Source organism: Glutamicibacter sp. B1 (assembly GCF_039602135.1).
In the GTDB taxonomy this organism is placed as follows: Bacteria; Actinomycetota; Actinomycetes; order Actinomycetales; family Micrococcaceae; genus Glutamicibacter; species Glutamicibacter ectropisis.
This window is the reverse complement of sequence record NZ_CP125942.1, coordinates 2,284,748-2,306,741: the sequence shown is the minus strand read 5'-3', so window position 1 is coordinate 2,306,741 and position 21,994 is coordinate 2,284,748. Positions and strand designations below refer to the sequence as shown.

General features: G+C 55.2%; 24 protein-coding genes. 12 read left to right on the top strand and 12 right to left on the bottom strand.

Translation table 11 applies throughout. From position 1 onward, the window contains the following. Nucleotides 1–14: 14 nt before the first annotated feature. Nucleotides 15–746, bottom strand: coding sequence for an amino acid ABC transporter ATP-binding protein (locus tag QMQ05_RS10670; RefSeq protein WP_334123244.1), 732 nt, complete (start codon nucleotides 744–746; stop codon nucleotides 15–17). Between the two features lie 177 nt (nucleotides 747–923). On the opposite strand from QMQ05_RS10670, the gene QMQ05_RS10665 reads away from it, so the two are divergent. From QMQ05_RS10665 to QMQ05_RS10640, 6 genes are all read left to right on the top strand, one after another. After that, nucleotides 924–1,697, top strand: a complete 774-nt coding sequence (locus tag QMQ05_RS10665) for a TIGR00730 family Rossman fold protein (protein ID WP_345469895.1) — start codon at nucleotides 924–926, stop codon at nucleotides 1,695–1,697. Nucleotides 1,698–1,705: 8 nt separating this feature from the next. Beyond that, on the top strand, nucleotides 1,706–2,050 hold the full coding sequence (locus tag QMQ05_RS10660) for a DivIVA domain-containing protein (protein ID WP_058254754.1): 345 nt from the start codon (nucleotides 1,706–1,708) through the stop codon (nucleotides 2,048–2,050). A 123-nt stretch (nucleotides 2,051–2,173) separates the two neighbouring features. Next, nucleotides 2,174–2,341, top strand: a complete 168-nt coding sequence (locus tag QMQ05_RS10655; RefSeq protein WP_074439749.1) for a DUF3117 domain-containing protein — start codon at nucleotides 2,174–2,176, stop codon at nucleotides 2,339–2,341. 99 nt (nucleotides 2,342–2,440) lie between these two features. Then, nucleotides 2,441–2,569: a hypothetical protein gene (locus QMQ05_RS10650; protein WP_345469881.1), complete on the top strand. Its 129-nt coding sequence runs from the start codon at nucleotides 2,441–2,443 to the stop codon at nucleotides 2,567–2,569. Between the two features lie 32 nt (nucleotides 2,570–2,601). Next, nucleotides 2,602–2,922 (top strand): helix-turn-helix domain-containing protein, encoded by a 321-nt coding sequence (locus QMQ05_RS10645; protein ID WP_345469879.1) that lies wholly within the window; start codon nucleotides 2,602–2,604, stop codon nucleotides 2,920–2,922. Then, the gene (locus QMQ05_RS10640) at nucleotides 2,889–3,773 is read left to right on the top strand and encodes an IS3 family transposase (protein ID WP_345474717.1); all 885 of its coding nucleotides are present in this window, start codon (nucleotides 2,889–2,891) and stop codon (nucleotides 3,771–3,773) included. The genes QMQ05_RS10645 and QMQ05_RS10640 overlap by 34 nt, the downstream gene beginning before the upstream one ends. A 68-nt stretch (nucleotides 3,774–3,841) precedes the next feature. On the opposite strand, the gene QMQ05_RS10635 is transcribed toward QMQ05_RS10640, so the two are convergent. Continuing rightward, nucleotides 3,842–4,507: an O-methyltransferase gene (locus tag QMQ05_RS10635; protein WP_345469877.1), complete on the bottom strand. Its 666-nt coding sequence runs from the start codon at nucleotides 4,505–4,507 to the stop codon at nucleotides 3,842–3,844. 211 nt (nucleotides 4,508–4,718) lie between these two features. Between QMQ05_RS10635 and QMQ05_RS10630 the strand changes: the two genes are divergently transcribed. Further along, on the top strand, nucleotides 4,719–5,264 hold the full coding sequence (locus tag QMQ05_RS10630; RefSeq protein ID WP_345474715.1) for a sigma-70 family RNA polymerase sigma factor: 546 nt from the start codon (nucleotides 4,719–4,721) through the stop codon (nucleotides 5,262–5,264). A gap of 79 nt (nucleotides 5,265–5,343) precedes the next feature. Beyond that, a complete protein-coding gene (locus QMQ05_RS10625; RefSeq protein ID WP_345469875.1) occupies nucleotides 5,344–5,742 on the top strand; it encodes a sec-independent translocase in 399 nt (132 codons plus the stop codon). A 12-nt stretch (nucleotides 5,743–5,754) separates the two neighbouring features. Here QMQ05_RS10625 and QMQ05_RS10620 read toward each other — a convergent pair whose 3' ends face one another. From QMQ05_RS10620 to QMQ05_RS10610, 3 genes are read right to left on the bottom strand one after another with little or no spacing between them, the layout of a single operon-like run. Next, nucleotides 5,755–6,858, bottom strand: coding sequence for an Mrp/NBP35 family ATP-binding protein (locus QMQ05_RS10620; RefSeq protein WP_345469873.1), 1,104 nt, complete (start codon nucleotides 6,856–6,858; stop codon nucleotides 5,755–5,757). Beyond that, a complete protein-coding gene (locus QMQ05_RS10615; protein WP_345469871.1) occupies nucleotides 6,855–7,469 on the bottom strand; it encodes a DUF1003 domain-containing protein in 615 nt (204 codons plus the stop codon). The genes QMQ05_RS10620 and QMQ05_RS10615 overlap by 4 nt, the downstream gene beginning before the upstream one ends. A 45-nt stretch (nucleotides 7,470–7,514) precedes the next feature. Continuing rightward, nucleotides 7,515–8,765: a magnesium transporter MgtE N-terminal domain-containing protein gene (locus tag QMQ05_RS10610; RefSeq protein ID WP_058254747.1), complete on the bottom strand. Its 1,251-nt coding sequence runs from the start codon at nucleotides 8,763–8,765 to the stop codon at nucleotides 7,515–7,517. 131 nt (nucleotides 8,766–8,896) lie between these two features. On the opposite strand from QMQ05_RS10610, the gene QMQ05_RS10605 reads away from it, so the two are divergent. Continuing rightward, a complete protein-coding gene (locus tag QMQ05_RS10605; RefSeq protein WP_345469868.1) occupies nucleotides 8,897–9,775 on the top strand; it encodes a general stress protein in 879 nt (292 codons plus the stop codon). A gap of 86 nt (nucleotides 9,776–9,861) precedes the next feature. On the opposite strand, the gene QMQ05_RS10600 is transcribed toward QMQ05_RS10605, so the two are convergent. Next, complete coding sequence (locus QMQ05_RS10600; RefSeq protein WP_058254745.1) at nucleotides 9,862–11,409, bottom strand: aminopeptidase P family protein; 1,548 nt, start codon at nucleotides 11,407–11,409, stop codon at nucleotides 9,862–9,864. A gap of 65 nt (nucleotides 11,410–11,474) precedes the next feature. Between QMQ05_RS10600 and QMQ05_RS10595 the strand changes: the two genes are divergently transcribed. Further along, on the top strand, nucleotides 11,475–12,320 hold the full coding sequence (locus QMQ05_RS10595; RefSeq protein ID WP_345469867.1) for a PHP domain-containing protein: 846 nt from the start codon (nucleotides 11,475–11,477) through the stop codon (nucleotides 12,318–12,320). Here the strand turns inward: QMQ05_RS10595 and QMQ05_RS10590 are convergent. From QMQ05_RS10590 to QMQ05_RS10565, 6 genes are all read right to left on the bottom strand, one after another. Next, on the bottom strand, nucleotides 12,305–13,189 hold the full coding sequence (locus tag QMQ05_RS10590; protein WP_434063197.1) for a DNA-methyltransferase: 885 nt from the start codon (nucleotides 13,187–13,189) through the stop codon (nucleotides 12,305–12,307). The two genes, QMQ05_RS10595 and QMQ05_RS10590, sit on opposite strands and share 16 nt — an antisense overlap. A gap of 77 nt (nucleotides 13,190–13,266) precedes the next feature. Further along, entirely contained in the window at nucleotides 13,267–14,892 is a 1,626-nt protein-coding gene (locus tag QMQ05_RS10585) for a DEAD/DEAH box helicase (RefSeq protein WP_345469865.1), read from the bottom strand. 260 nt (nucleotides 14,893–15,152) lie between these two features. Further along, on the bottom strand, nucleotides 15,153–16,595 hold the full coding sequence (locus QMQ05_RS10580) for an RNB domain-containing ribonuclease (RefSeq protein ID WP_345469863.1): 1,443 nt from the start codon (nucleotides 16,593–16,595) through the stop codon (nucleotides 15,153–15,155). A gap of 121 nt (nucleotides 16,596–16,716) precedes the next feature. Beyond that, on the bottom strand, nucleotides 16,717–16,938 hold the full coding sequence (locus tag QMQ05_RS10575) for a DUF3107 domain-containing protein (protein WP_058254741.1): 222 nt from the start codon (nucleotides 16,936–16,938) through the stop codon (nucleotides 16,717–16,719). Between the two features lie 64 nt (nucleotides 16,939–17,002). Further along, the gene (locus QMQ05_RS10570; protein WP_345469861.1) at nucleotides 17,003–17,626 is read right to left on the bottom strand and encodes a TetR/AcrR family transcriptional regulator; all 624 of its coding nucleotides are present in this window, start codon (nucleotides 17,624–17,626) and stop codon (nucleotides 17,003–17,005) included. A gap of 138 nt (nucleotides 17,627–17,764) precedes the next feature. After that, nucleotides 17,765–19,105: a glutamyl-tRNA reductase gene (locus tag QMQ05_RS10565; protein WP_345469859.1), complete on the bottom strand. Its 1,341-nt coding sequence runs from the start codon at nucleotides 19,103–19,105 to the stop codon at nucleotides 17,765–17,767. Nucleotides 19,106–19,253: 148 nt separating this feature from the next. Here QMQ05_RS10565 and hemE point away from each other — a divergent pair, with 148 nt between their 5' ends. After that, nucleotides 19,254–20,309 (top strand): uroporphyrinogen decarboxylase, encoded by a 1,056-nt coding sequence (gene hemE / locus QMQ05_RS10560; RefSeq protein ID WP_345469857.1) that lies wholly within the window; start codon nucleotides 19,254–19,256, stop codon nucleotides 20,307–20,309. A 100-nt stretch (nucleotides 20,310–20,409) separates the two neighbouring features. Further along, the gene (gene hemG, locus QMQ05_RS10555; RefSeq protein WP_345469855.1) at nucleotides 20,410–21,966 is read left to right on the top strand and encodes a protoporphyrinogen oxidase; all 1,557 of its coding nucleotides are present in this window, start codon (nucleotides 20,410–20,412) and stop codon (nucleotides 21,964–21,966) included. Nucleotides 21,967–21,994: the final 28 nt, after the last annotated feature.

The window sequence follows — 21,994 nt, the reverse complement described above, 5'->3', positions numbered from 1 at the left end:
GCGTGGTGATGAAATCAGTGGTTGGTAATGAGCTTGCCGAGGAAGTCCTTGGCACGGTCAGATTGCGGGTTGGTGAAGAACTCTTCTGGCGTTGCCTGCTCAACGATTTGTCCATCGGCCATGAAGATGACGCGGTCTGCGGCTTTGCGCGCGAAACCCATTTCGTGGGTGACCACAAGCATGGTCATGCCTTCCTTGGCTAGTCCCACCATGGTGTCGAGCACTTCGTTGATCATTTCTGGATCCAACGCGCTGGTGGGCTCGTCAAAGAGCATGACCTTAGGCTTCATGGCTAGGGCCCGGGCAATGGCAACACGTTGTTGCTGACCGCCGGAAAGCTGGGCTGGAAGCTTGTCGGCCTGATTAGCCACGCCAACGCGTTCCAGAAGCTTCATCGCCAAGTCCTTGGCTTCCTGCTTTTTCATACCCTTGACCTTGATTGGTCCAAGGGTCACATTCTCCAAAATGGACTTGTGCGCAAACAGGTTAAAAGATTGGAAAACCATGCCGACGTCGGCACGCAACTTGGCTAGCGCTTTTCCTTCGGAAGGAAGCGTGTTGCCGTCAATTTTGATGGTGCCTTCGTCGATAGTTTCGAGTCGGTTGATGGCACGGCACAAGGTTGATTTACCTGAACCCGATGGACCCAAGATCACCACAACCTCGCCCTTGGTGACCTCGAGGTTGATGTTGTTGAGTACATGCAGGGCACCGTAGTGCTTATTGACCCCAGCGAGTTGGACGATGGGGCCAGCTGAAGAAGCCTGAGCCTGATGATCGTTGTTCATGCAATAGACATTACTGGATGTGATGCACGCTACGTGTGACATCGAACAAGTCACACACAGTTGTTACATAACTGTCACTTTAACGGTGGTGCGACACAGTCTGGATCATAAGGAGATAACCGATAGAGTGAAGTCATGGTTCATCAGCGAAAGAGTGAAGAGAATGCTCGTGAAGGGCATCGGCATGTCGAAGCCAGCTGGCCAGGCAAGCGCCCCGAAGACCAGCTCGACCACTATCTATTGGAGAGCCCTCAGGAGGATGTGACCCACACCGATGTCTGGCGTGTCCTGCGCATCCAATCTGAATTCGTGAACGGTTTTGGAACCCTTGCCGGCACCGGTCCAGCAATTGCTGTGTTTGGCTCAGCCCGTACGGACCCAAAGAGCCCGTATTACAAGATGGCTCATCATATTGGAACCCGACTGGCGGAGGCTGGGGTCACCACAATTACCGGTGGTGGACCCGGTGCTATGGAAGCGGCCAACAAGGGTGCGGCTGATAAAGACGGCATCTCAGTGGGTTTGGGCATCGAGCTACCGTTTGAGACCGGGCTGAATGCTTCGGTTAATAAGGGACTGAACTTCCGGTACTTCTTTGTCCGCAAGACTATGTTTGTAAAGTACTCGCAAGGTTTCATTGTTCTCCCTGGCGGCTTCGGAACCCTGGATGAACTTTTTGAGGCTTTGACCCTGGTGCAAACCCAAAAGATCACTAGCTTCCCGATTGTTCTGGTCGGTAAGTCCTATTGGGGCGGTCTAGTGGATTGGCTGACCAATACAGTCGCAGCTGAACGCGCCATCTCCCCGAAGGACCTGAACCTGTTTATGGTCACTGATGATCCGGACGAGGCAGTGGACTTTGTGCTGGGCGCCAATGACAAAAAACCTGACACAGAAAAAGCCGTGTAGGGGAATTCATGCCGTTTTTGCTGATCTTGATTGCCATCCTGCTCATTGGTGCAGTGGCGCTATTGCTATCTGGCCAACGAAAAAAGCTGGGTGTTGGGAGACACTTCGAAGCTCCGAATGAACCAATCGTTGGGCTGGTGGAACACCAAGCATCCCTACCACCGGTGTTGTTGCCCGAAAACCCACGTGCCGAACATATCGATAAAGTGCGTTTTTCGTTGGGCCTGCGTGGTTACCGTTGTGATCAGGTTGATGAAGTTTTGGATGTGCTCGCTGCGGAAATTACTAGTCTGGAAAATACGATTCGTGACCTCGAATCACGGCGTGTGATTAGCGACACGAGCGAAAATTAGTAATAATAGAAGATAAGAGTCCCAACTCAGCCGGGAATCTGGGCAGATGATGGACAAGGCATTCGGTTGTGCGCAGCGCAGTTATGGTTGCGCGCGTTAGCCACAGACGAAGGGAACAGCTTAATGGCTGCTATGAAGCCACGCACTGGTGATGGGCCAATGGAAGTCGTTAAAGAGGGCCGCAGCCTGATCCTGAGGTTGCCAATCGACGGCGGTGGACGACTCGTCGTTGAGTTAAACGACGCCGAAGCGACCGAATTGCGCGACTGCCTTCTGAAGGTCACCGACTAATATTGCTTGTCGCAACTAGGCGATAAAAGGACCAACAATAATGAACTGCTCCCCAAAAGTTGGACTGAGAAATCAGAACTACTTCTGGGGAGTATTTTCATGCGAACACGCAGCACATTAACCGAGGGCCAACGAGAACGACTCGTTGATCTATTTGAAGCCGGCATGGGAGCGGCAGTTGCTGCCAGCGAACTGAACGTTCGTTACTACGCCACGGAGAAGCTTTAGATCGGTGGCGATTACATGGCAGGCTTTGTCTCATGGAAAAGCCAACCAAAACGCAGTATTCCTTCGAAACCAAGAAGGAAGTCGTTGACCGGTACCTCGCCGGTGAAACTAGTATGGATCTCGCGACCGAGTTCCATATCAGTTCAAAGCAATTGGTGAAGACTTGGGCGCGAACATGGCGTCAAGGTGGGGACGAAGCGCTCATGCCTAAACCCAAAGGGCGGCCTAAAGACGACGCTGAGACTGAACCTTTGAGCGAAGAAGAGAAGCTTCGTCGGGAGAACAAGCGACTGCTCGCCGAGGTAGCCTACTTGAAAAAATTGCGGGACTTGAGGGAGCAGGGGCATCGCTAAAAACCAAGGCGATTGTCACTCTCAAGTCAGAGCACGACCTCACAGACCTGCTTGCCGCGGCAGGATTGACCAGGTCAACCTATTACTACCACTTGAAACTGATGGACCAGGCGGATCCGTATGCGGAACTCAAAGCAGCCATCACCACCTCGTTTGAGAACAGTAAGCGACGCTACGGGTACCGAAGAGTTCACATGGATCTTCGCGCTGAAGGCTGGAATGTTAGTAGGAAGCTGGTCCGTAAGCTCATGCGGATCCTCGGATTCCAATCCAAAGCACGCCCGAAGCGACGTTACAACTCATATCAGGGTGAGCAGAGCAAGATCGCTGAAAACCTGCTGCAACGACAGTTTGACGTGGAATCCCCGGACACTGTTTACGTCAGTGACGTGACTGAATTTCGGGTTGATCAGAGAAAACTGTATTTGTCACCGATTATGGATCTGTTTGACCACAGCATCTTGAGCTACACGATCGCCTCGTCACCGACTACGGTGTTCACCAACGAAAGTTTGGCACTGGCTTTAGGTTCCCGGGACTTCAACAAGAAACTGTTGGTCCACACGGATCAAGGTTTCCAGTATCAGCATCAATCGTGGAAACGATTGTTGGAGGAGCATGGTGCGATGCAGTCCATGTCTCGTAAGGGCAATTGTTTCGACAACTCGGTCATGGAGAACTTCTTTGGACATCTCCAGTCAGAGATGTTTCATGGAGAGCATTTCACGGATTTTGCGGTGCTCAAGGTGGAGATTGAAGCGTATATCGATTGGTATAACAGCAGTCGTCGTCAGGAACGACTGAAGGGTATGACTCCGATGGAATATCGGTGTCATACCCTTGCAGCCTGAGCAGGACTATTATTTAGTGAGTCCAACATTCGGGACCCAGTTCAATAACTTGTCGGTCCTTTTGTGTATTACCTTGTTTTTTGTGCAACCGGCGGCAGCACCGTGGCCACGAACAATCCTTGTTCGGTGGGGAACAGGTGTGTCTGTAAACGAGGATCTTCGCGTAGCATTCGCAACGCATCTCGGGTCATCACCGTTGATGTCCTACGCACTGCAGGTTTGGCTAAGCGGTGCTCGTCGAAAGCGTTGTTTAAGATAATGACGCCACCAACCCCGACAATACGCTTGGCCTCAGCAACATACTCAAGTAACAGTTCGGCACCGGCGTCAATCAATACTAGATCGTAGGCATGATCGGCCAGGCGTGAAAGAACATTTTCGGCGCGTTCGTTGATAATCCTTGCCCGGGCCGAGGGGATATTTGATTCACGTAAGCCCTGGCGCATCGCGTTCGCGTGTTCCAAGTCGGACTCAATAGCCGTCAAGGTCAATGATGGTCCGACAGCTTCGAGCATGGCCAGCGAGGCGACACCGACACCAGAACCAATCTCTACCGCATTGCGGGGACGGCGCAGGGTACAGAGCAGCTGCAACATGGATCGTCCGGCCGGGTCGATGCACCGTACGCCCAGATCTTCCGCACGTCCGCGGGCTTGGGCAACATGCTCAGGCTCGCTGATGTGGTTCTGAGTGTAGGTCCAGCTCGCGAAGAGTTCTGGATTCATCGATGGCATGGTGGTGATCCTCAATTGTGTTGTTGGTTGGTGGGCATTACCAATCGTACCCAGCGTAGGAAGCGATGTTGTTCAACTTGATAGTTCCCCCGTAGGGGATTCTTAGCTTCAGCTCAGCTTCCCAACTCATACTTGAAGAGTGAACAATGCACCAAGTGAATCAGTTTCTGCCGTTGCGGCTCCGGAAACCACTACGCCTTCGTGGGACCAGATGGTCCAAGAACACGGCGAACAGGTCTTCCGACTGGCTTACCGTTTAACTGGCAACCGCCAAGACGCGGAGGACCTCTCCCAAGAAGCATTCGTTCGCGCCTTCAAAGCCTTGGACAGCTACACCCCTGGGACAATGGGTGGTTGGTTGCACCGCATCACCACCAACCTCTTCCTGGATCAGGCTCGTCGCAAGAGCAAAATTCGCTTTGATGGTTTCGCTGACGGTGCCGAAGACCGCTTGCCCGGCAATGTGATAACTCCTGAACGTTATTTCGAATTCAACAATCTGGATATCGATGTGCAAGAGGCATTGCGGGCGCTTTCTCCAGAATTCCGTGCCGCTATCGTTTTGTGCGATATGGAAGGCTTCTCTTATGAAGAAGTCTCTCGAATCCTTGATGTGAAGCTTGGAACGGTACGTTCAAGAATTCACCGTGGTCGTGCCATGTTGCGTGATGCGCTAGCTCACCGCAATCCGGCCAATCGTCCGGCCAAAACTATGTCACTGCCGCGACTTCCTTTGGCGCTGCGGGCTGCTAATTAATGTGCGAAGGGCCGTGTTGCAGGTTTCTCTGTGGCGCGGTGACTTCGTGAGTTCGTCTGGAACAAGGTAATCTTTTTACGTGGATCTTTTTGGAATTAACGGTAGCGAGTTCATTGTTCTCGCAGTACTCGCGGTCGTCATTCTCGGACCCGAAAAGTTGCCTGAATACGCCAAAAAGTTAGCGAACCTCGTCAAAGAAGTTCGACGTATGGCCAACGGAGCCAAAGAACAGTTGCGCGAGGAAGTCGGCGATGAAGTCGCCGACATTGACTGGCGAAAACTTGATCCTCGGCAATATGACCCCCGCCGGATCATCAAGGAGGCCCTGGTTGATGAGTTTGATGACGCCATCAATGTAGCCAAGGCTTCCCCAGAAACTTCTCCGGCTCCGGTGCGCACTGCGATTGCTCCGGAAACTCAGAAGCAGAAACAGCTTGAAGCTAACGAAGCAGCTCCCTTCGATTCCGAAGCTACCTAAAAATACAGAAGTTTAGAATGACATCGGCAGCGATCGCCCGGCAAGTCCGCGCGGTCGCTGTACTAGTTTCTCGACTAATTCCTGCAGTGCAGTGGCGGCCGGAGACTGAGAATCGCTGAGTACGACCGGGGTGCCCTGATCGGAGCCGATACGTACGGATTCTTCCAAAGGGATCTGGGCTAATAGGTTGACCGGATAGCCGAGCTGTTCTGTTAACGACTCGCTGAGCTTTGCGCCGCCGCCGGAGCCGAAGACCTCCATACGGGTCCCGTCCGGTAGCTGTAAGAAGCTCATATTCTCCACGACCCCGATGACCTTTTGATCGGTCTGCAGAGCAATCGTCCCAGCACGTTCAGCAACTTCGGTCGCCGTGGATTGTGGGGTGGTGATCACCAGAAGCTCGCTATTGGGCAAGAGCTGGGAAACGGAGATCGCCATATCTCCCGTGCCAGGTGGCAAATCGAGGAACAGATAGTCCAGATCCCCGAAATACACGTCGGAGAGGAACTGTTCCAACGCCCGATGCAGCATGGGGCCGCGCCAAATCACCGGCTGGTTCGAATCTAGGAACATGCCAATGGAAATCACCTTCACGCCATGGGCTACCGGTGGCAGAATCATGTCGTCCATGCGGGTGGGGTTCTGTGTGATCCCCATCAGGGAAGGGATAGAGAATCCGTGAACATCCGCGTCAATCAGGCCGACTTTCAAGCCTTGAGATGCAAGATGCGTGGCGAGGTTGGCGGTAATGGAAGACTTACCGACACCACCCTTTCCACTGGCCACGGCGATGACGCGGGTCAGTGAATTCGGATCTGAAAATGGCGTACGGCGACTAGCCAGTCGTTCACGCAACGCAGCGCGTTGCTCAGGATCCATCACACCGAGAATCACCTCGACGTTTTCTACCCCAGCAACGCCCATCAGCGCTGCCGTAACGTCTGCTTCAATGGTGGATTGCATAGGACAACCTGCGATTGTCAGCAGGACGGTTACGCGGGCGGTCGTGCCATCCAGCTGCGCCGATTCCACCATGTCCAGCTCAGTAATCGGACGGCGCAGTTCAGGATCATTAACTGTGTTTAGTGCATCAAGGAGGACTTGCGAATTGCTCAATTGCTCTTGTTCTTCCGCTGCTTTGACTGCTGAGGGGCGATAGTTTCAATGACCCCGGTCTGCGGGGAAGAGTTCTTAGAACCACTCTTTTTCTTTGCACGCAGGTGGAGCTCTTCACCTTCAGAAGTCTCCAACAGCTCTTCAAGCACGTTGCGCAATTCGGAACGGACGTAGTCACGAGTTGCGACATCGCGCAGTGCTAAACGCAGCGAGGCCAATTCGCGGGTGAGGTATTCGGTGTCGTAGAGGTTGCGCTCAGCACGGGCGCGGTCTTCAGACAACGAAACACGGTCACGGTCGTCCTGACGGTTCTGGGCTAGCAACAAAAGTGGTGCAGCGTAGGAAGCCTGTAGCGAGAGCATCAACGTCAGAGCGGTGAAGCCGATGGTGGCATCATCAAAACGCCAGCTCATGGGCGCCATTGAATTCCAAATGAGCCAGAAGGCACAGAACACTGTCATGTACAACAAGAACTGGGGAGTGCCCATAAAGCGAGCGAATTTCTCCGTCGCCGAACCAAAGAGGTCAGGGTTGGGGGAGAACCGGGGCCAGAACCGTTGTCGTGCTGCCAGTGGGGTGTCCAGGCCATTCGTCTTACGCTGCTCAGCCATAGCTGGAACTCCTCTGCTGCTGATCTATCTAAAGGTGGGGCTCGTTTAGTCCTGAGAGCGCCAATCATCGGGAAGAATGTGGTCTAGCACGTCATCGACGGTAATGGCTCCGACGAGCCGACCTTCTTTGTTCGTCACGCCCACACTGGTGAGGTTATACGTTGCTAGGTGCCTGACAACTTCTGAAATGTCGGCCAGATCAGACATCGGCTCTAGCTCAGTATCAAGAATGTCACCCAAGGGTTCGGGAGGCGCGGCACGAAGCAGCGCCTGAATATGTACCTGACCGAGATAACGTCCAGTAGGTGTTTCTAGTGGCGGGCGAACCACATAGACAGTGGAGGCGAGCGCCGGGCTTAGCTCTTCTAAACGCACTGATGCTAACGCTTCGGCCACGGTTGACTCGGGCGTGAGGATCACCGGTACCGGGGTCATCACCGAACCGGCAGTGCCCTCAGGATAGGCCAGCAGACGGCGAACGTCCTTGGCTTCTTCCTCATTCATCAAATCCAGCAGCTGATGCTTGGTTTCTTCACCAATTCCGGCCAGAAGGTCCGCAGCATCGTCCGGATCCATTTCTTCGAGCACGTCCGCGGCGCGCTCAAGGCCCAGAGCAGAAAGAATCTGGACCTGTTCACGGTCAGGCAGCTCCTGAAGCACGTCAGCCAGGCGCTCATCTTGCAGGTGGGCTGCAATTTCCAGACGGCGCTTTTCATTCATTTCATGAAGCGCGTCGGCGAAGTCAGCTGGTTTCATTTCATCGTGGGTCGCCACGAAAGTATCGGCTGACTGTGGCTCATTTTGAGAGCCATGGCGAAGATCCTGCCACGACACCAACACCTTGTCGCGACGGCGCGAACGCAAGCCAAGAAGTGACGAGGAAGGTACGCCTCGTTGCACATAGTATTCGTTGATTTCCCAGTCGCCGCGACGGGTCTGAATCAGACCTACGTCTTCAATAATTCCGCGGCCTGAACCATCAACAAAGGTAATGGGGCGGTCGAACATTTCGGCGACAACCAAGATTTCTTGGCCACGCTGTTGGAAGCGGCGCATGTTCACCAAGCCGGAACAGATCACTTGGTTAGCTTCCATGGACTGAATACGCGTCATTGGTACAAAGACCCGGCGTTTGCCAGGGACCTCGACGACCAAACCCACACAAGCTGCAGGTTTTTGCGGACCACGGGAAACGACAACAACGTCGCGTAAACGGCCAAGACGGTCGCCCAAGGGGTCGAAGACATCAAGCCCGAGAAGTCGGGCGACGAAGATTTTAGACACTTGTGCGCTCACCTCTCTAGACTATCGCGTCCCACAGTTCATTGCGGTGTGCAAAGACACAAGCAACCACTGTTTCTTTCACCCTCAGCGATAGTTACTTCACAACTAGGCAGGCTCACAGTAATCACGTGCACAATATAGATATGACCTCGCCTCATGGAGTAAATTCGATCAGCCCCAACGGTTTGCCTCGCGGAGAACTGCTTGGACGTTACACCAGCTACCTCGACGCGCAGAAACTCGTCGATTACTTAGCAGATAATGACTTTCCTGTTGCCTCGGTAAGCATTGTTGGTAATGATGTACGCACCGTGGAGCGAGTCACGGCAAAACTTTCGTACCCAAAGGTGGCCCTGGCTGGTGCTGCTCAGGGTGGCATGATGGGCCTGTTTGTCGGCCTACTACTTTCGCTCTTTGGTGGCGGTGGAAACGGCCTGTACCAGATCCTGTCTGCCATCGGTTTGGGCATGGCCATCTGGATGATTGCTGGCGTCGTGAGCTACTCGACACGACGCGGTAAGCGTGACTTCGCTTCCTCGAGCCAGTTCGTGGCCACCAGCTTTGACGTGGTTGTGGACTTTGAGCATGCACAGGCCGCACGAACCCTCGCCGCTAAACTTCCGATGCGTCCGCATCCAGGCGCAGCACAACCAGCGCCGACTCAGGCACAGCCGCAGGCTCCTTCGGCTGCTCCTGCCGCGCCGGCGACGGCACCAGCTGCGTCCCCAGAAACAGCGAACTCGAGCGAAGCATCGGATTCTTCCCGCGGTCAGTTCCCTGATCTTCCCGATGGTCGTCCACGCTACGGTGTGCGAGTCAACGATTCGAAGCCAGCTTCACAGGCAGCGCCAGAGCCACAAGAGCAGCCAGAGCGTTCGGCTCAGACGCAGCAGCAGGACTCCGCTTCGCAGGACGCGCCGGCAGAGTCGGAGCCGGAACAAGATCTCTCGACGGTTGAGCCGAAGGTCAATCCGTCGAATACTTCCGCGCAGCAGCCCAAGGACAAGGACTCCGAGGCGTAAAGCAGAGTTAAACCTTGAGGGTCTCGGTTCAGTTACCAACGGTAACCGAACCGAGACCCTCTCTGTTTAAGCCTTAGCTATTGAGGCTAGCCGCGGAGCTTAGCCATCCACGCCTCAACCTCATCAGGGTTGCGTGGAAGCGCGGCACTTAGGTTTTCCGCACCATTGGCAGTGACAAGAATGTCATCTTCGATGCGCACGCCTAAGCCGCGGTACTCTTCGGGAATCGCTAGATCCTCATCCTTGAAGTACAGGCCTGGCTCGATGGTGAACACCATGCCTTCCTTCAGCTCTGCATCCAAGTACAGTTCAGCTCGCGCCTGCGCACAGTCGTGGACGTCGAGGCCCAGGTGGTGGCTGGTGCCGTGTGGCATCCAACGACGGTGGTGCTGGCCCTCGGGATCCATGGCTTCTTCGACCGAGACCGGCAAGATGCCCCACTCGGAAAGGCGCTCAGCAAGTACGCGAGTTGCGATGAGGTGAAGGTCGCGGAACTTCAGTCCTGGCTTCACCGCAGCAAAGGCGGCATCGGCAGCGTCGAGAACAGCCTGGTAGACCTTGCGCTGAACATCGGTGTACTTACCGGAGACCGGCAGAGAACGGGTGATGTCTGCGGTGTACAGAGAGTCAGCTTCAACGCCTGCATCGAGGAGCAGGACCTCGCCATCGTTCACCGAACCAGTGTTGCGGATCCAGTGCAGGATGGTCGCGTTATTGCCCGAGGCGGCGATCGTGTCGTAGCCCAGCTCGTTGCCTTCTAAACGGGCACGAGCAAAGAAAGCGCCCTCAACGACACGTTCACCACGCTGGTGTTCCAGCGCCTTATCCAAGCTACGCACGACGTCTTCGAAACCGTTGATGGTTGCGGCTACAGACTTACGCAATTCGGCGATTTCGTACTCGTCCTTCACCAAACGAATTTCCGAAACAAACTCGGAGAGTTCGGTATCCAGCGAGTCGCTAGCTTCCAGGTCCTGGCCGGTGTTGATGCGCGAGGTATCAACCAAGGCATCCATGTTCAGATCAACTTCACGCACGAGGCGGATACGAAGCCCACCCAAGGCCTGAGGACCGGAATTCTTGGTGATCGCCATTTCCAACTGATCCAAAGAATCTGTTGGCAACCCGGTGCGCGCTGCAAGCGAGGACAAGGTTGGACGAGGGCCTACCCAGAATTCACCGGAGCGTGAGTTGAGGTAGAAATCGGTGCTGTCGCGCCCCGCCATTGGAGCGAAATACAGTGTTGATACGTGGTTGCTGCCCTTTTCGCCAGCACCATCGTCGGTTGGTTCCATGACCAGCACGGCATCTGGTTCATGGTCTACGCCCAGACCGGTCAGGTGTGCGAACGCCGAATGCGGGCGGAAACGGTAGTCCGTGTCGTTGGAACGAACCTTGAGTGGACCGGCAGGAATAACGAGGCGTTCGCCCACGAAATTCTCGGAGAGTTTTGCACGACGGGCCGCTGCATAGCTTGCAGCTTCATCCTGTTCTGGCAATTCAGAAGTATCAGTAGCCCACGATGAAGCCATGAATTCTTGGAATGCTTTGGACGTTGGACGCTGGGAACGGTTGTTCACTCGGTCTTCCAACGGCTGATCTGTGCCTTGTGCAGTTGAATCTTGATTGGTCATAGTCCAAGTGTGTCACCATCACGGGCATCCCAGCAAAGAATCAGCGCAAGGGATAATCTAGGCATATGCGAATTGACCTGCACACCCACTCAAATGTGTCCGACGGAACGGAAAGTCCTTCCGCGCTGATACGATCGGCGGTCGCCGCTGGGCTGGATGTGGTGGCGCTGACCGATCATGATCAGACCAGCGGGTGGGTTGCGGCTGCTGCAACTGCCCAAGAAGTGGGTATCGGGTTTATTCCAGGTATGGAGATCACTTGCCAGGATTCACAGGGGATTAGTGTTCACTTGTTGAGTTACCTTCATGATCCCAACTATCAGCCGTTACTCGATGAACTTGATCTGGCCTTGAACGCGCGCATTATTCGTGCTCAGCGTATCGTTGAGCGGCTTGCTGAAGACTACCCGATCAATTGGGATTTGGTGCGTGAGCATTGCCAACCTGGTTCCACCGTGGGCCGGCCTCATATTGCTGATGCACTGGTGGCCGCCGGGATTGTCGAGAACCGCAATGAAGCTTTTGCCAACGTGCTGTCCTTCCGTTCTCGCTACTATGTCGCTCATCCAGCGGTGGATCCAGCCACAGCGGTGCAATTAGTTCGTGAGGCTGGGGGAGTGCCAGTTTTTGCTCACCCCAAGGCTTCGGCACGTGGACGTGTTGTCGCGGATAAGACCTTTTACGACATGATCGATGCCGGTTTGGCCGGCGTCGAGGTGTATCACCGGGATAATAGTGAAGAAGGCAAACGGTGGTTGCTGAAGTTAGCAACCGAACACGACCTGATCATCACCGGTTCCTCGGACTATCACGGCACCGGAAAACTGAACCGGCTCGGTGAGAATCTCACCGAGCCGGAAATGCTACAACGTATTATTCAAGAAGGAACCGGATCTCAGGCCTTGGTATAGGTCGTGGATTCGGGAAGCCGTGCACGCATCACGTCGATAGCTTCAGGATTCTGATCCACTAAGACAAACTGACGGCCCAACTTTGCTGCCACGGCTCCGGTTGTTCCGGAACCTGCAAAGAAGTCCAGCACCCAGTCGCCTGGACGTGAAGACGCCGTGATGATCCGACGCAAAATCCCTTCAGGCTTTTGGGTCGGGTAACCGGTCTTTTCCTTGCCGGTGGGCGAAACAATGGTGTGCCACCAGACGTCGGTGGGAAGTTTGCCCAGTGCGCGCTTCTCCGGGGTTACCAGACCGGGAGCCATATAGGGTTCGCGGTCAACCTCGGAAGAATCAAAGTGATATTGCTTCGGATTCTTCACATACACCAAGATGGTGTCGTGTTTGGAAGGCCAGCGGTTCTTTGCACGAGCACCGTAGTCATAGGCCCAGATCAACTCATTGAGGAAACTGTCGCGCCCGAAGATTTCGTCGAGCAGTACCTTGACGTAGTGCACCTCTCGATAATCAAGGTGCACGTACAAGGTGCCATCTTCAGCGAGTAACCGGTGCGCTTCACGTAGCCGAGGCTCAATGAAGCTGAGGTAATCATCAAAGGTGTCGTGATAGGAACGAGCAGTTCCTAGCTCGGTATTGTAGGCGCGCCCTTGGAAACCGGTGCGGTCACCTTCGCCCTCGGCCGCACGCACCATGGTGCGCTGGGCACGAGTTTGTTTTCGACCGGTGTTAAACGGTGGATCCACGTAGATTAACGTGAAACTCTGCTCCGGCAGAGCCGCGAGAACACTGAGATTATCCCCGTGATACACGGTATTGGCTGACGCCGGACCAGCGGATGCTACGGCATCGGTTGGTCCGGTTTCAGGTATTGCTGATTCTTCGGGTTGTGCAAGCACCGCTGGCTGAGGTTCCTTTCGGAATAACGAACTGACGAGGGGACTAGAAACTAGTCCTGCCCGCCCGCATCGGTGCTGCGAGTACGACGGCGAGGACGGCGACGACGTGCCTGGGCTGGAGCCTGCGCAGTGCCTACACCTTCGGCACCGGCCTGCTGGGTCTGGCGATGACGCTCGTTCTCGCGGGCCGGACGATCCTGCTTGCCCTTAGAGTGTCCGTGACGCGAACCCTCCTGCTCCGCACCCTCGCCCTGGGCGGCACGCTTTTCGGTGCGCTGTCCATTGACGGTACGTGTGCGTGAACGAGTGTTACTGCGACGACGTGGGGTGCGTGGGGAATCCTCGTTGCGTGCTGATCTTTCACCCTCGGCACCGTTGGCCTTCTTGGCACGTGGCAAGTGGCCCTTGGTTCCCTTTGGGATATCAAGGTCGGTGAAGAAGTGCGGTGAAGAGGAGTAGGTTTCCACTGGTTCAGGCACATTCAGGCCCAGAGCCTTGTTGATCAGGGACCAGCGAGGCACCGAATCCCAGTCCACAAAGGTGACTGCGGTACCGGTGTTGCCGGCACGGCCGGTACGGCCAACACGGTGCAGGTAGGTGTTTTCATCGTCTGGGCACTGCAGGTTAACCACGTGGGTGACATCATCCACGTCGATACCGCGGGCAGCCACGTCGGTGGCAACCAAGATATCAACCTTGCCGGAGCGGAAAGCCTTCAAAGCCTGTTCGCGGGCACCCTGGCCCAAATCTCCGTGCAAGGACCCGGCGTTAAAGCCGCGGTCCACTAGCTCATCAGTGAGCTTGGCAGCCGAACGCTTGGTTTGGGTGAAGATGATGGTTTTGCCACGGCCCTCAGCCTGCAACAAGCGAGCAACCATCTCGTCTTTATCCATGTTGTGTGCACGGTAGACCAGCTGGCGGATGTTGCGCTTGGTCAGTGACTCGTCATCGCCTGGATCCTGCGCACGAATGTGAGTAGGACGCGACATGTAGCGGCGAGCCATGGTGATTACGGCGCCGGGCATGGTGGCCGAGAACAGCATAGCCTGGCGGACTGGCGGAAGGGCTGCCAAGATACGTTCTACATCGGGCAGGAAGCCCAGATCCAACATCTCGTCTGCTTCATCCAGAACCACAGTGCGCACCTGCTTGAGGTTCAGCACGCGTTGACGGTTCAGGTCGATCAGTCGTCCGGGGGTTCCGACGATGACATCGGTACCGGCCTTCAGTGCAGCAATCTGCTCTTCGTAGGGACGGCCGCCGTAGATGGTGGTGATGGAAATATTTGAGTGCTTGGAAGCCTGGGCCAAATCGGCGCCGACCTGGATGGCTAGTTCACGCGTAGGTGCGACAATCAGTGCCTGTGGTGCGCCCGGGAAGGCAAGGTCTTCATAGCCCTGGTCACCTTCGCGGATGACTCGCTGCAAGGCAGGGATGCCAAAGCCCAAAGTTTTACCGGTACCGGTTTTTGCCTGACCAATGATGTCGTTGCCGCCCAAGGCTACTGGGAGGGTCATAGCCTGAATGGGGAAGGGGAAGATGATCCCGGCTTCGGAGAGAGAAGCGACAATGTCTTCTCGCACGTTCAGATCAGCAAAACTCTGCTGGGCTGGCTCAGAAGCATTCGAATTGTCTTGTGGTTCGACAGCCTCTGCTGTCAAAGTCGTGTCACTCACGATATTAATGTTCTCGTTTCATGTGGGCGTAGCTTCTGCTCATCTCATGGCCAAATCTCAGTATGAGGTGCTCGGTGCTACACAATTCCAGCGGAGCCGATCGCTTGTTTCACTTAGGGACTTCATCTGCCCTAGGGAATGGTGACCGCTGGGAAGCCACCAAGATACTGTTTAATTTCTCAGCCCATTGCGATCGGGCATCCTATTTTCTAATAGCCCTAGCATAACTGGTTTTGCCCAAAAACCCCGGTTTAGGAGGTTTAGGCCACGATTTCAAAGTTAATCTGACGTTGCTGCGGATCAGCATGGACAAGTTTCACGGTCGCAATCGACCCCGGGTCACCAGGCCCGGTAAAGCTTCCCGTCACCGGCAGATCAATGAGCTGTAGTAGTCCCGATGATTCCTTGCCATCCTTATTGCTTCCACCTTGCAAGATGATGGCCTGGAACTGTTCACCGACCCTGCTTTGAAGGACGAAGGCTTCCATGAGATCTAATGCGGCGCGACTGACTCGATTCGCTGCTGTGGAGCTCTCCCGCATCAGGCTCGGTAACTGCTCTAGGGCATCTTTTAGCTCGTCAGGGATGCTTTCTCCGGTGGTGATTAGGTGGCAGGTCAGTAAAACAAACCGGTCAACCAGCCGGCGCAGGGGAGCAGTGGTATGCGAGTAGGGTGCAGCCAATGCTGCTTGAATTAGCTCATCTTCGGGCTGACCATCAATGAGATGATAGTCGGCTCCCCGGAACAAGGAAGCAGCGCGATGCATGATGACCAGCTGCTTTGGATCACTGACATCTAATCCATGAAGATACTCTCCGTAGCTGATCTCATCACTCCACGGGTGACCCAGAAGTTGAGTCTGAGCTCGAAATTCTTGCAAGCTTTTCTCTTCGGGCTGTGGCATAGTTCTCAAGATTCCCACCCCAGCATTGAGCATGAACCGTGCGGCTGCAATGCCGGTGAGTAAAGAGATTTGAGCGTTGTGCTCTTCCAAGGGCAAAGGCACTCGGCTGACGAGACGATATCCATCACCGTCTTCCTCAATTTCCTGATCCGGAAGATTAAGGGAGGCCCCACCGCGCAGTCTTTCCTGCTCGATGCGCAGGGCGCCGATTTCAGCAAGTAGTTTGAGCTGTTGGTTCTCTGAACCGTTGTCCAGATCTTGCTGGGCGGTGGCGTAGTCCAATTGAGCGCGAGACTTGATCATCACGCGTTTTAATTCGACCGTTCCTAATGAGCCTGCTTGGTCAAGAGTTATCTTCCAATGAAATGCAGGACGGATCTGGTTGGGGAGCAGGGAGCCCTGGTCTTCTGAAATTACCGGCGGATGAAGAGTGATCTTTCGATGCGGGAGGTAAAAAGTTTGTCCACGCTCACGGGCCACCTGGTCTAATACGCTGTTTAGTTCAACGAAGGCGGGCACATCTGCGATGGCGTAATTGACGATGTAACCTTCTGCGGTCTTTTCCAGATACATGGCCTGATCTAGGTCGGTGGCACCTTCTGGATCAATGGTGAAGAACGGGATGTCGGTGGCATCTTCACTGGGCATCTCTAGGTTGGCCACCGCGTTCTCAGCGGCCTTTAGCGTCGCCTCATCAAAGGGCGCAGGTACTTCGAACTCGGCTTCGAGCCCTAATAAGAGCTGGGCGAGATCGCTGGAAGGTACTGGGCGGGGGCTACGGATTCGTCGATCACTCACCCTTTAGCACTACCACAGTTTCGTGAACGAAATCACTATTTAGACAAAGAATGGCTGGTTTCCTCCGATGAGGAAACCAGCCATACAAAGGTGGCACTAGGTGCCGGAAGTGGTGCAAAAACTACTGTGCGAAGCCCACGCGACGGACCTCTTCTGGGCCGATCTCTACGTATGCGATGCCTGCAGCTGGGATAAGTACTTCACGACCCTTTGGGTCTTTGAGCGCAAGGCTTGTTCCATCGGCGATTGCCTTTGAAACCAGATCGTTGACTTCTGAGTTGCTGAGCTCGGATTCAAGTACAACTTCGCGGGCTACATTCTGAATGCCAATCCGGATTTCCATGATTGTCGCTGATCCTCTCGAACGAATTAGGTGTCCCGTATGGGTCCTCTGAGAACTAATTTATCTAGTTTTCCTTGGGGAACTGCGAAATTCCGCGCCAAGCTAAACGTGAAATCAGATCTACTGCGGTAGCTTGGTCCACTACCTCGTCTGTGGACGCCCAATAACGAGCCGAGACTTGGCTCAGTCCGGCCAGTGCTCGGCCTGCCAGCAGACCTTCAGCCTCAGTTAAGTCGGTGTCTTGAACGACTACACGAGCTATGGACGCTGCGAGCGTATTGTTGAATTTTTCAATACGGCCGGCAATAAGAGCATCAGAGAGTACATCTGATTCAAAAATCAGTCGGTAGGCTTGGGATTCGCCCTTGATGTAACTGTAGTAAGTGTTAATGGTCGCAAAGACTCGCTGGCGGTTGTCGGTGGTCGAGTCAATCGCTTCATCGAGTTGCCGACTGAAATCGGCGAGGTGCGAGTCGAGTAATGCGAGATAGAGTTCGCGCTTACCTGGGAAGTGCTGGTACAGCACTGGCTTGGAGACTAGCGCGACTTCAGCAATTTCATCCATTGAGGCGCCGTGGTAGCCATGAGCAACAAAAACCTGATGTGCAGCCTGCAACAGTTGACGGCGTCGAGCCTCACGAGGCATGCGCTGTGAACGGGCGCTTTTGATGTTTTCAAGTTCCGTCATGGTAATTCCGGCCTTTCCAGCTACTGCGTGATCAACTCCCGTGTTCACCTCGAATTAAGAGGGAAGTGATCTACTTGACAGTAGTATTCCATGCTTTGACTTGGAATGCAGAACCGAAAATCAATAGTTATGGAATTGCTAAGCCGATTTTGGTTCAGGAATCACGGGGCAGCTAGCTGCAGGGGTTGAGGCCTGAGCCTCGGATGGCTGTGCTTTAGCTACCTGAGTTTCCGGCTCAGAAAGCTCCAAACCATAGAGGGTTTCAAGAGCTGCAACATATTCGTCGGTGCGGCCTTCACCAGCCAGTTCGCGGGCGCGAACCGTAGGGATATGCAAGAGCTGACGGACCATGCGTCGCATGGCTAGTTCAACTTCTTCGGCAGCGGCGGAACAACCGTGCTGTGCGCGCACCTTGGCAATTTCAGCATCCAAAACGGTCTTGGTGTGTTCACGCAGGGCGACAATGGCGAAATCTGCTTCACGCTCACGTTGTGCAGCCGCGAATTCAGCGGTGGCTTTCTTAACGATGCGACTTGCTGCATGAACAGCCATGGCCTGCTCGGTAGGTGCAGCCATGCGCACTGACTCAAGGGTGATCAACTCAGCGTCCGGCAATTCAACCAGCGTGGGATCAAAGTCGTGGGTCAACGCCATGTCGATGGCGATCAGTGGGTGGTTCTTCACACGCAGTGCTTCGAGCTCACTACGTGAGATCTGGTGTCCACCACCGGAGCAACCGACAATTACGTCTGCTTCGCGCAGGGCCTGTGGCAAGAGTTCTTCGGTGAGCGGGAAACCGCCACGCTTGGAAGTGAAGTCTGCGGCACGTCCTGAATGGGAGTACACAGAAATCCGCTTGACGCCGCGTTCCTTGAGCAGCGCCATGGTGGCGCCGGCATAGGAGCCAGTACCGAACAGAACTACATCCTGCTCTGACCAGTCACGGTCACCAGCCATTAGTTCTTCAGCCAAGTCCAAAGCAACAGAAACGACCGACTTGCCCTGCAGGCCCAGATCGGTATTCGAGCCGACGTCCTTAGCGGCGCGCGTAGCGTTTTGGAACAAACGGGTGAGGTTGCTGGTCGTGGTTTTTTCCTGCTGCGCTTGGGTGAGCGCGCGGCGAACCTGTCCGGCGATTTCGCGTTCTCCCACGACAGCCGAGTCCAATCCGGCACCTACTGAGAACAGGTGCTCGATGACCGGCTCACCCTCAAGCGTGGTCAGGCGCTTAGCCAAGAAGTCTCGGGAAAGGTCGGTGGAATCCGCCAGGGTATTGACTAGGTGCTCGGTGGCATCGTCTACTTGTTCAACGTCCGCATACACCTCGAATCGGTTGCACGTGGCGAGTACGACGGCACCATTGATGGCCGCCGAGCCGTTAACGGAGGCAGCTGCCAGCCCGTCGGCCGAGGCGCTAATTTGCGCGACGGTCTCAAGATCGAGCTGCGAATGCGAAGCGACAAGAGATAAGAAAACCACAGTGCCCCTAGAATAAGCCGGAATGAAAAGGCAAACAACGCAGGTTTGCCTAAATACGGGCCTCTTTGGTGGGTTAGGTTGCTCACCTTCAGCTTCCGGCGAACCTCCACAATGAGCATTTAAACTCAAGAATTGGCATCATTGGACTATGACCCTGTCGCAGAACCATCCGATGCTTGATGGACGTACCCAAGATTCCGCTTTGATCCAAGCTTTGACTGGCAAGACGCCGTCGCACCACCCAGTGTGGTTCATGCGTCAGGCTGGACGTTCCTTGCCTGAGTACATGAAGCTACGCGAAGGCGTGAGCATGCTGGACTCCTGCTTAGATCCTGCGATGGCCAGCGAAATCACTTTGCAGCCGGTACGTCGTCACAAGGTTGATGCCGGCATCTTCTTCTCTGACATTGTGATCCCACTACGTTTAGCCGGGATCGGCGTGGACATTGTTCCTGGCGTGGGCCCGGTGTTGGATAACCCGATTCGTACCGCCGAGCAGGTTGCTGCGCTGCCAGAGGTGACCGATCAGTCACTGGAACCCATTCGTGAAGCAGTGAAGCTCACCGTGGCTGAACTGGGCAAGACCCCATTGATCGGTTTCGCTGGCGCACCGTTTACCGTGGCCGCCTACATGGTCGAGGGCAAACCAAGCCGCGACCACCTCGGCCCGCGCACCATGATGTACAGCGAACCAGAAGTTTGGGACGGGCTGATGAAGTGGGCTGCTAAGGCCTCGGGTCTGTTCCTGCGCGCACAGGTGGAAGCCGGCGCTTCTGCCGCTCAGCTCTTTGATTCCTGGGCCGGATCTCTATCATTGCCAGACTATGAGAAGTACGTGGCACCGTATTCCAACCTGGCACTGGATCACGTGCGCGATCTTGGTGTGCCGATGATCCACTTCGGCACCGGAACCGGCGAATTGCTCACCGCCATGCGCGATATCGGCGTAGACACAGTGGGCGTGGACTACCGGATTCCACTGGAAACCGCCATCGAACGCCTCGGTCAAGATGTTTCGGTTCAGGGCAACATCGATCCAGCCTTGCTGTCGGCCCCATGGGAAGTATTGGAAGCACATGTGCGCGAAGTAGTGGAAGCAGGCAAGAAGGCGCGCGGGCATGTGGTGAACTTGGGCCATGGTGTTCCACCAACCACTGACCCGGATGTGCTGAGCAAAGTGGTGGAGCTCATTCACTCGCTGTAATCCATCGGGTCTAAGCTGGAAGTAATGCCTTGGGTAGGCTCGGGCAATTTTCTGCCCAAGCCACCCATCGCAATCTGTGAAGGTAGAAGGTGCTAATTAGGTGAGCAAGGAATCAACGCCGGCAACTGCTGCACGTCGGGAGAAGTCAACACAAGCCCCTGCACATGCTTTACGCCTGCTTGAAATGGTCCGCAAAGCCAGCGAGGCCCGACTCGCAAAGCAAGCTCCCAGCCAAACGGACAAGCCCCAAGCCCCACATGCGGTCATTATCGGTGGCGGCATTGCGGGGTTGGTCGCTGCGCGTGACCTACGCCAGAGCGGACATGAGGTCACCGTCCTAGAAGCTACCGACAGCTTTGGTGGCTGCCTACGCACTACCGAGGTGGCCGGATTGAAAATTGACGCGGGGGCCGAATCCTTCGCACTACGTCAAGGCACGGTAGCCAACTATCTTGACGAATTGGATCTTGCCGGCGAAATCGCGAAAACTTCTGGCCAGAGTGCATGGCTCATTCAGGGCGCCGAAGAAGAGATCCTTGCCCACCCGATGCCTGCTACTTCCTTGATGGGAATTCCGGCCGATGTTCGCACCGATGAGGTGCGCAATATTATTGGCCGTGCCGCCACGGTGCGCGCCGCAGCTGACCTAATCACCCCCATGAGTAAGAAGTGGGCGACCGAAAAGCTCTCTGTGGCTGAGGTAGTTCGCAGCCGTATGGGACAGGCCGTCTTGGACCAACTGGTCGCCCCGGTGATCAATGGTGTGTACTCCACCGACCCAGCCAGAATTTCTATTGACGCGGCTGCACCTGGACTGCGCCAAGCCATGCAGGACACCGGATCCTTGGCCAAGGCCGTAGCCCGACTCCAGGCCTCGGCGCCTGCTGGCTCGCGAGTCGCAGGGCTCAACGGCGGCATGTACACCATGGTGGAAACCTTGGTGCGTCAGCTCAAAGAAGATCATGCAGCCCTCGTACGCAATTCACCGGTCACCGCGATCAGCTACGACGCACAGGCTGAAGTTCCTTACACGGTCACTACCCTTGGCGAGCAGATTACTGCGGACCGCGTCATCATCGCGACCCCGGCTGCCCAAGCACTTGAACTGATTAATCCACTGCTCGATGAGCCTGCACGGATCGGCAGTGAAAGTACCGCCAACGCCATCGCGCTGGCTATTTTGGTGGTCGACAAGCCAGAACTTGATGACGCGCCGCGCGGCTCAGGGGTGCTCGTTGCCAAGCAAGCACCACTAACCGCCAAGGCTTTGACCCACTCGAGCGCGAAATGGCCTTGGCTAGCTAATGAAGCAGGACCTGGCACCCACGTGCTGCGCCTGTCCTTTGGGCGCATCGGTGAACAGGATGACCTGGTGGAATCCGGGGATGACCAGCAATTGATCGACTTGGCGATCAAAGACGCTTCAAAGATTCTCGGTGTTCAATTGCATCAGGATGATGTCTTGGGCAGTGCCGTGTCGCGTTTCAGCGATATGGTGCCGTTGCAAGGAGAAGCCGCCGTGGAACGCCGAAAACAACTGGAGACGGCACTAGCAGATTTTGATGGACTTGCCGTGGTTGGTGCCTGGATTTCTGGTACCGGCTTGGCGCGGGTGATTGGTCAGGCGCGCCGCGCTGTGGCCATCAGCGCCCGCTAAGAACGTAGCAAAATATTTTCGATCCTCA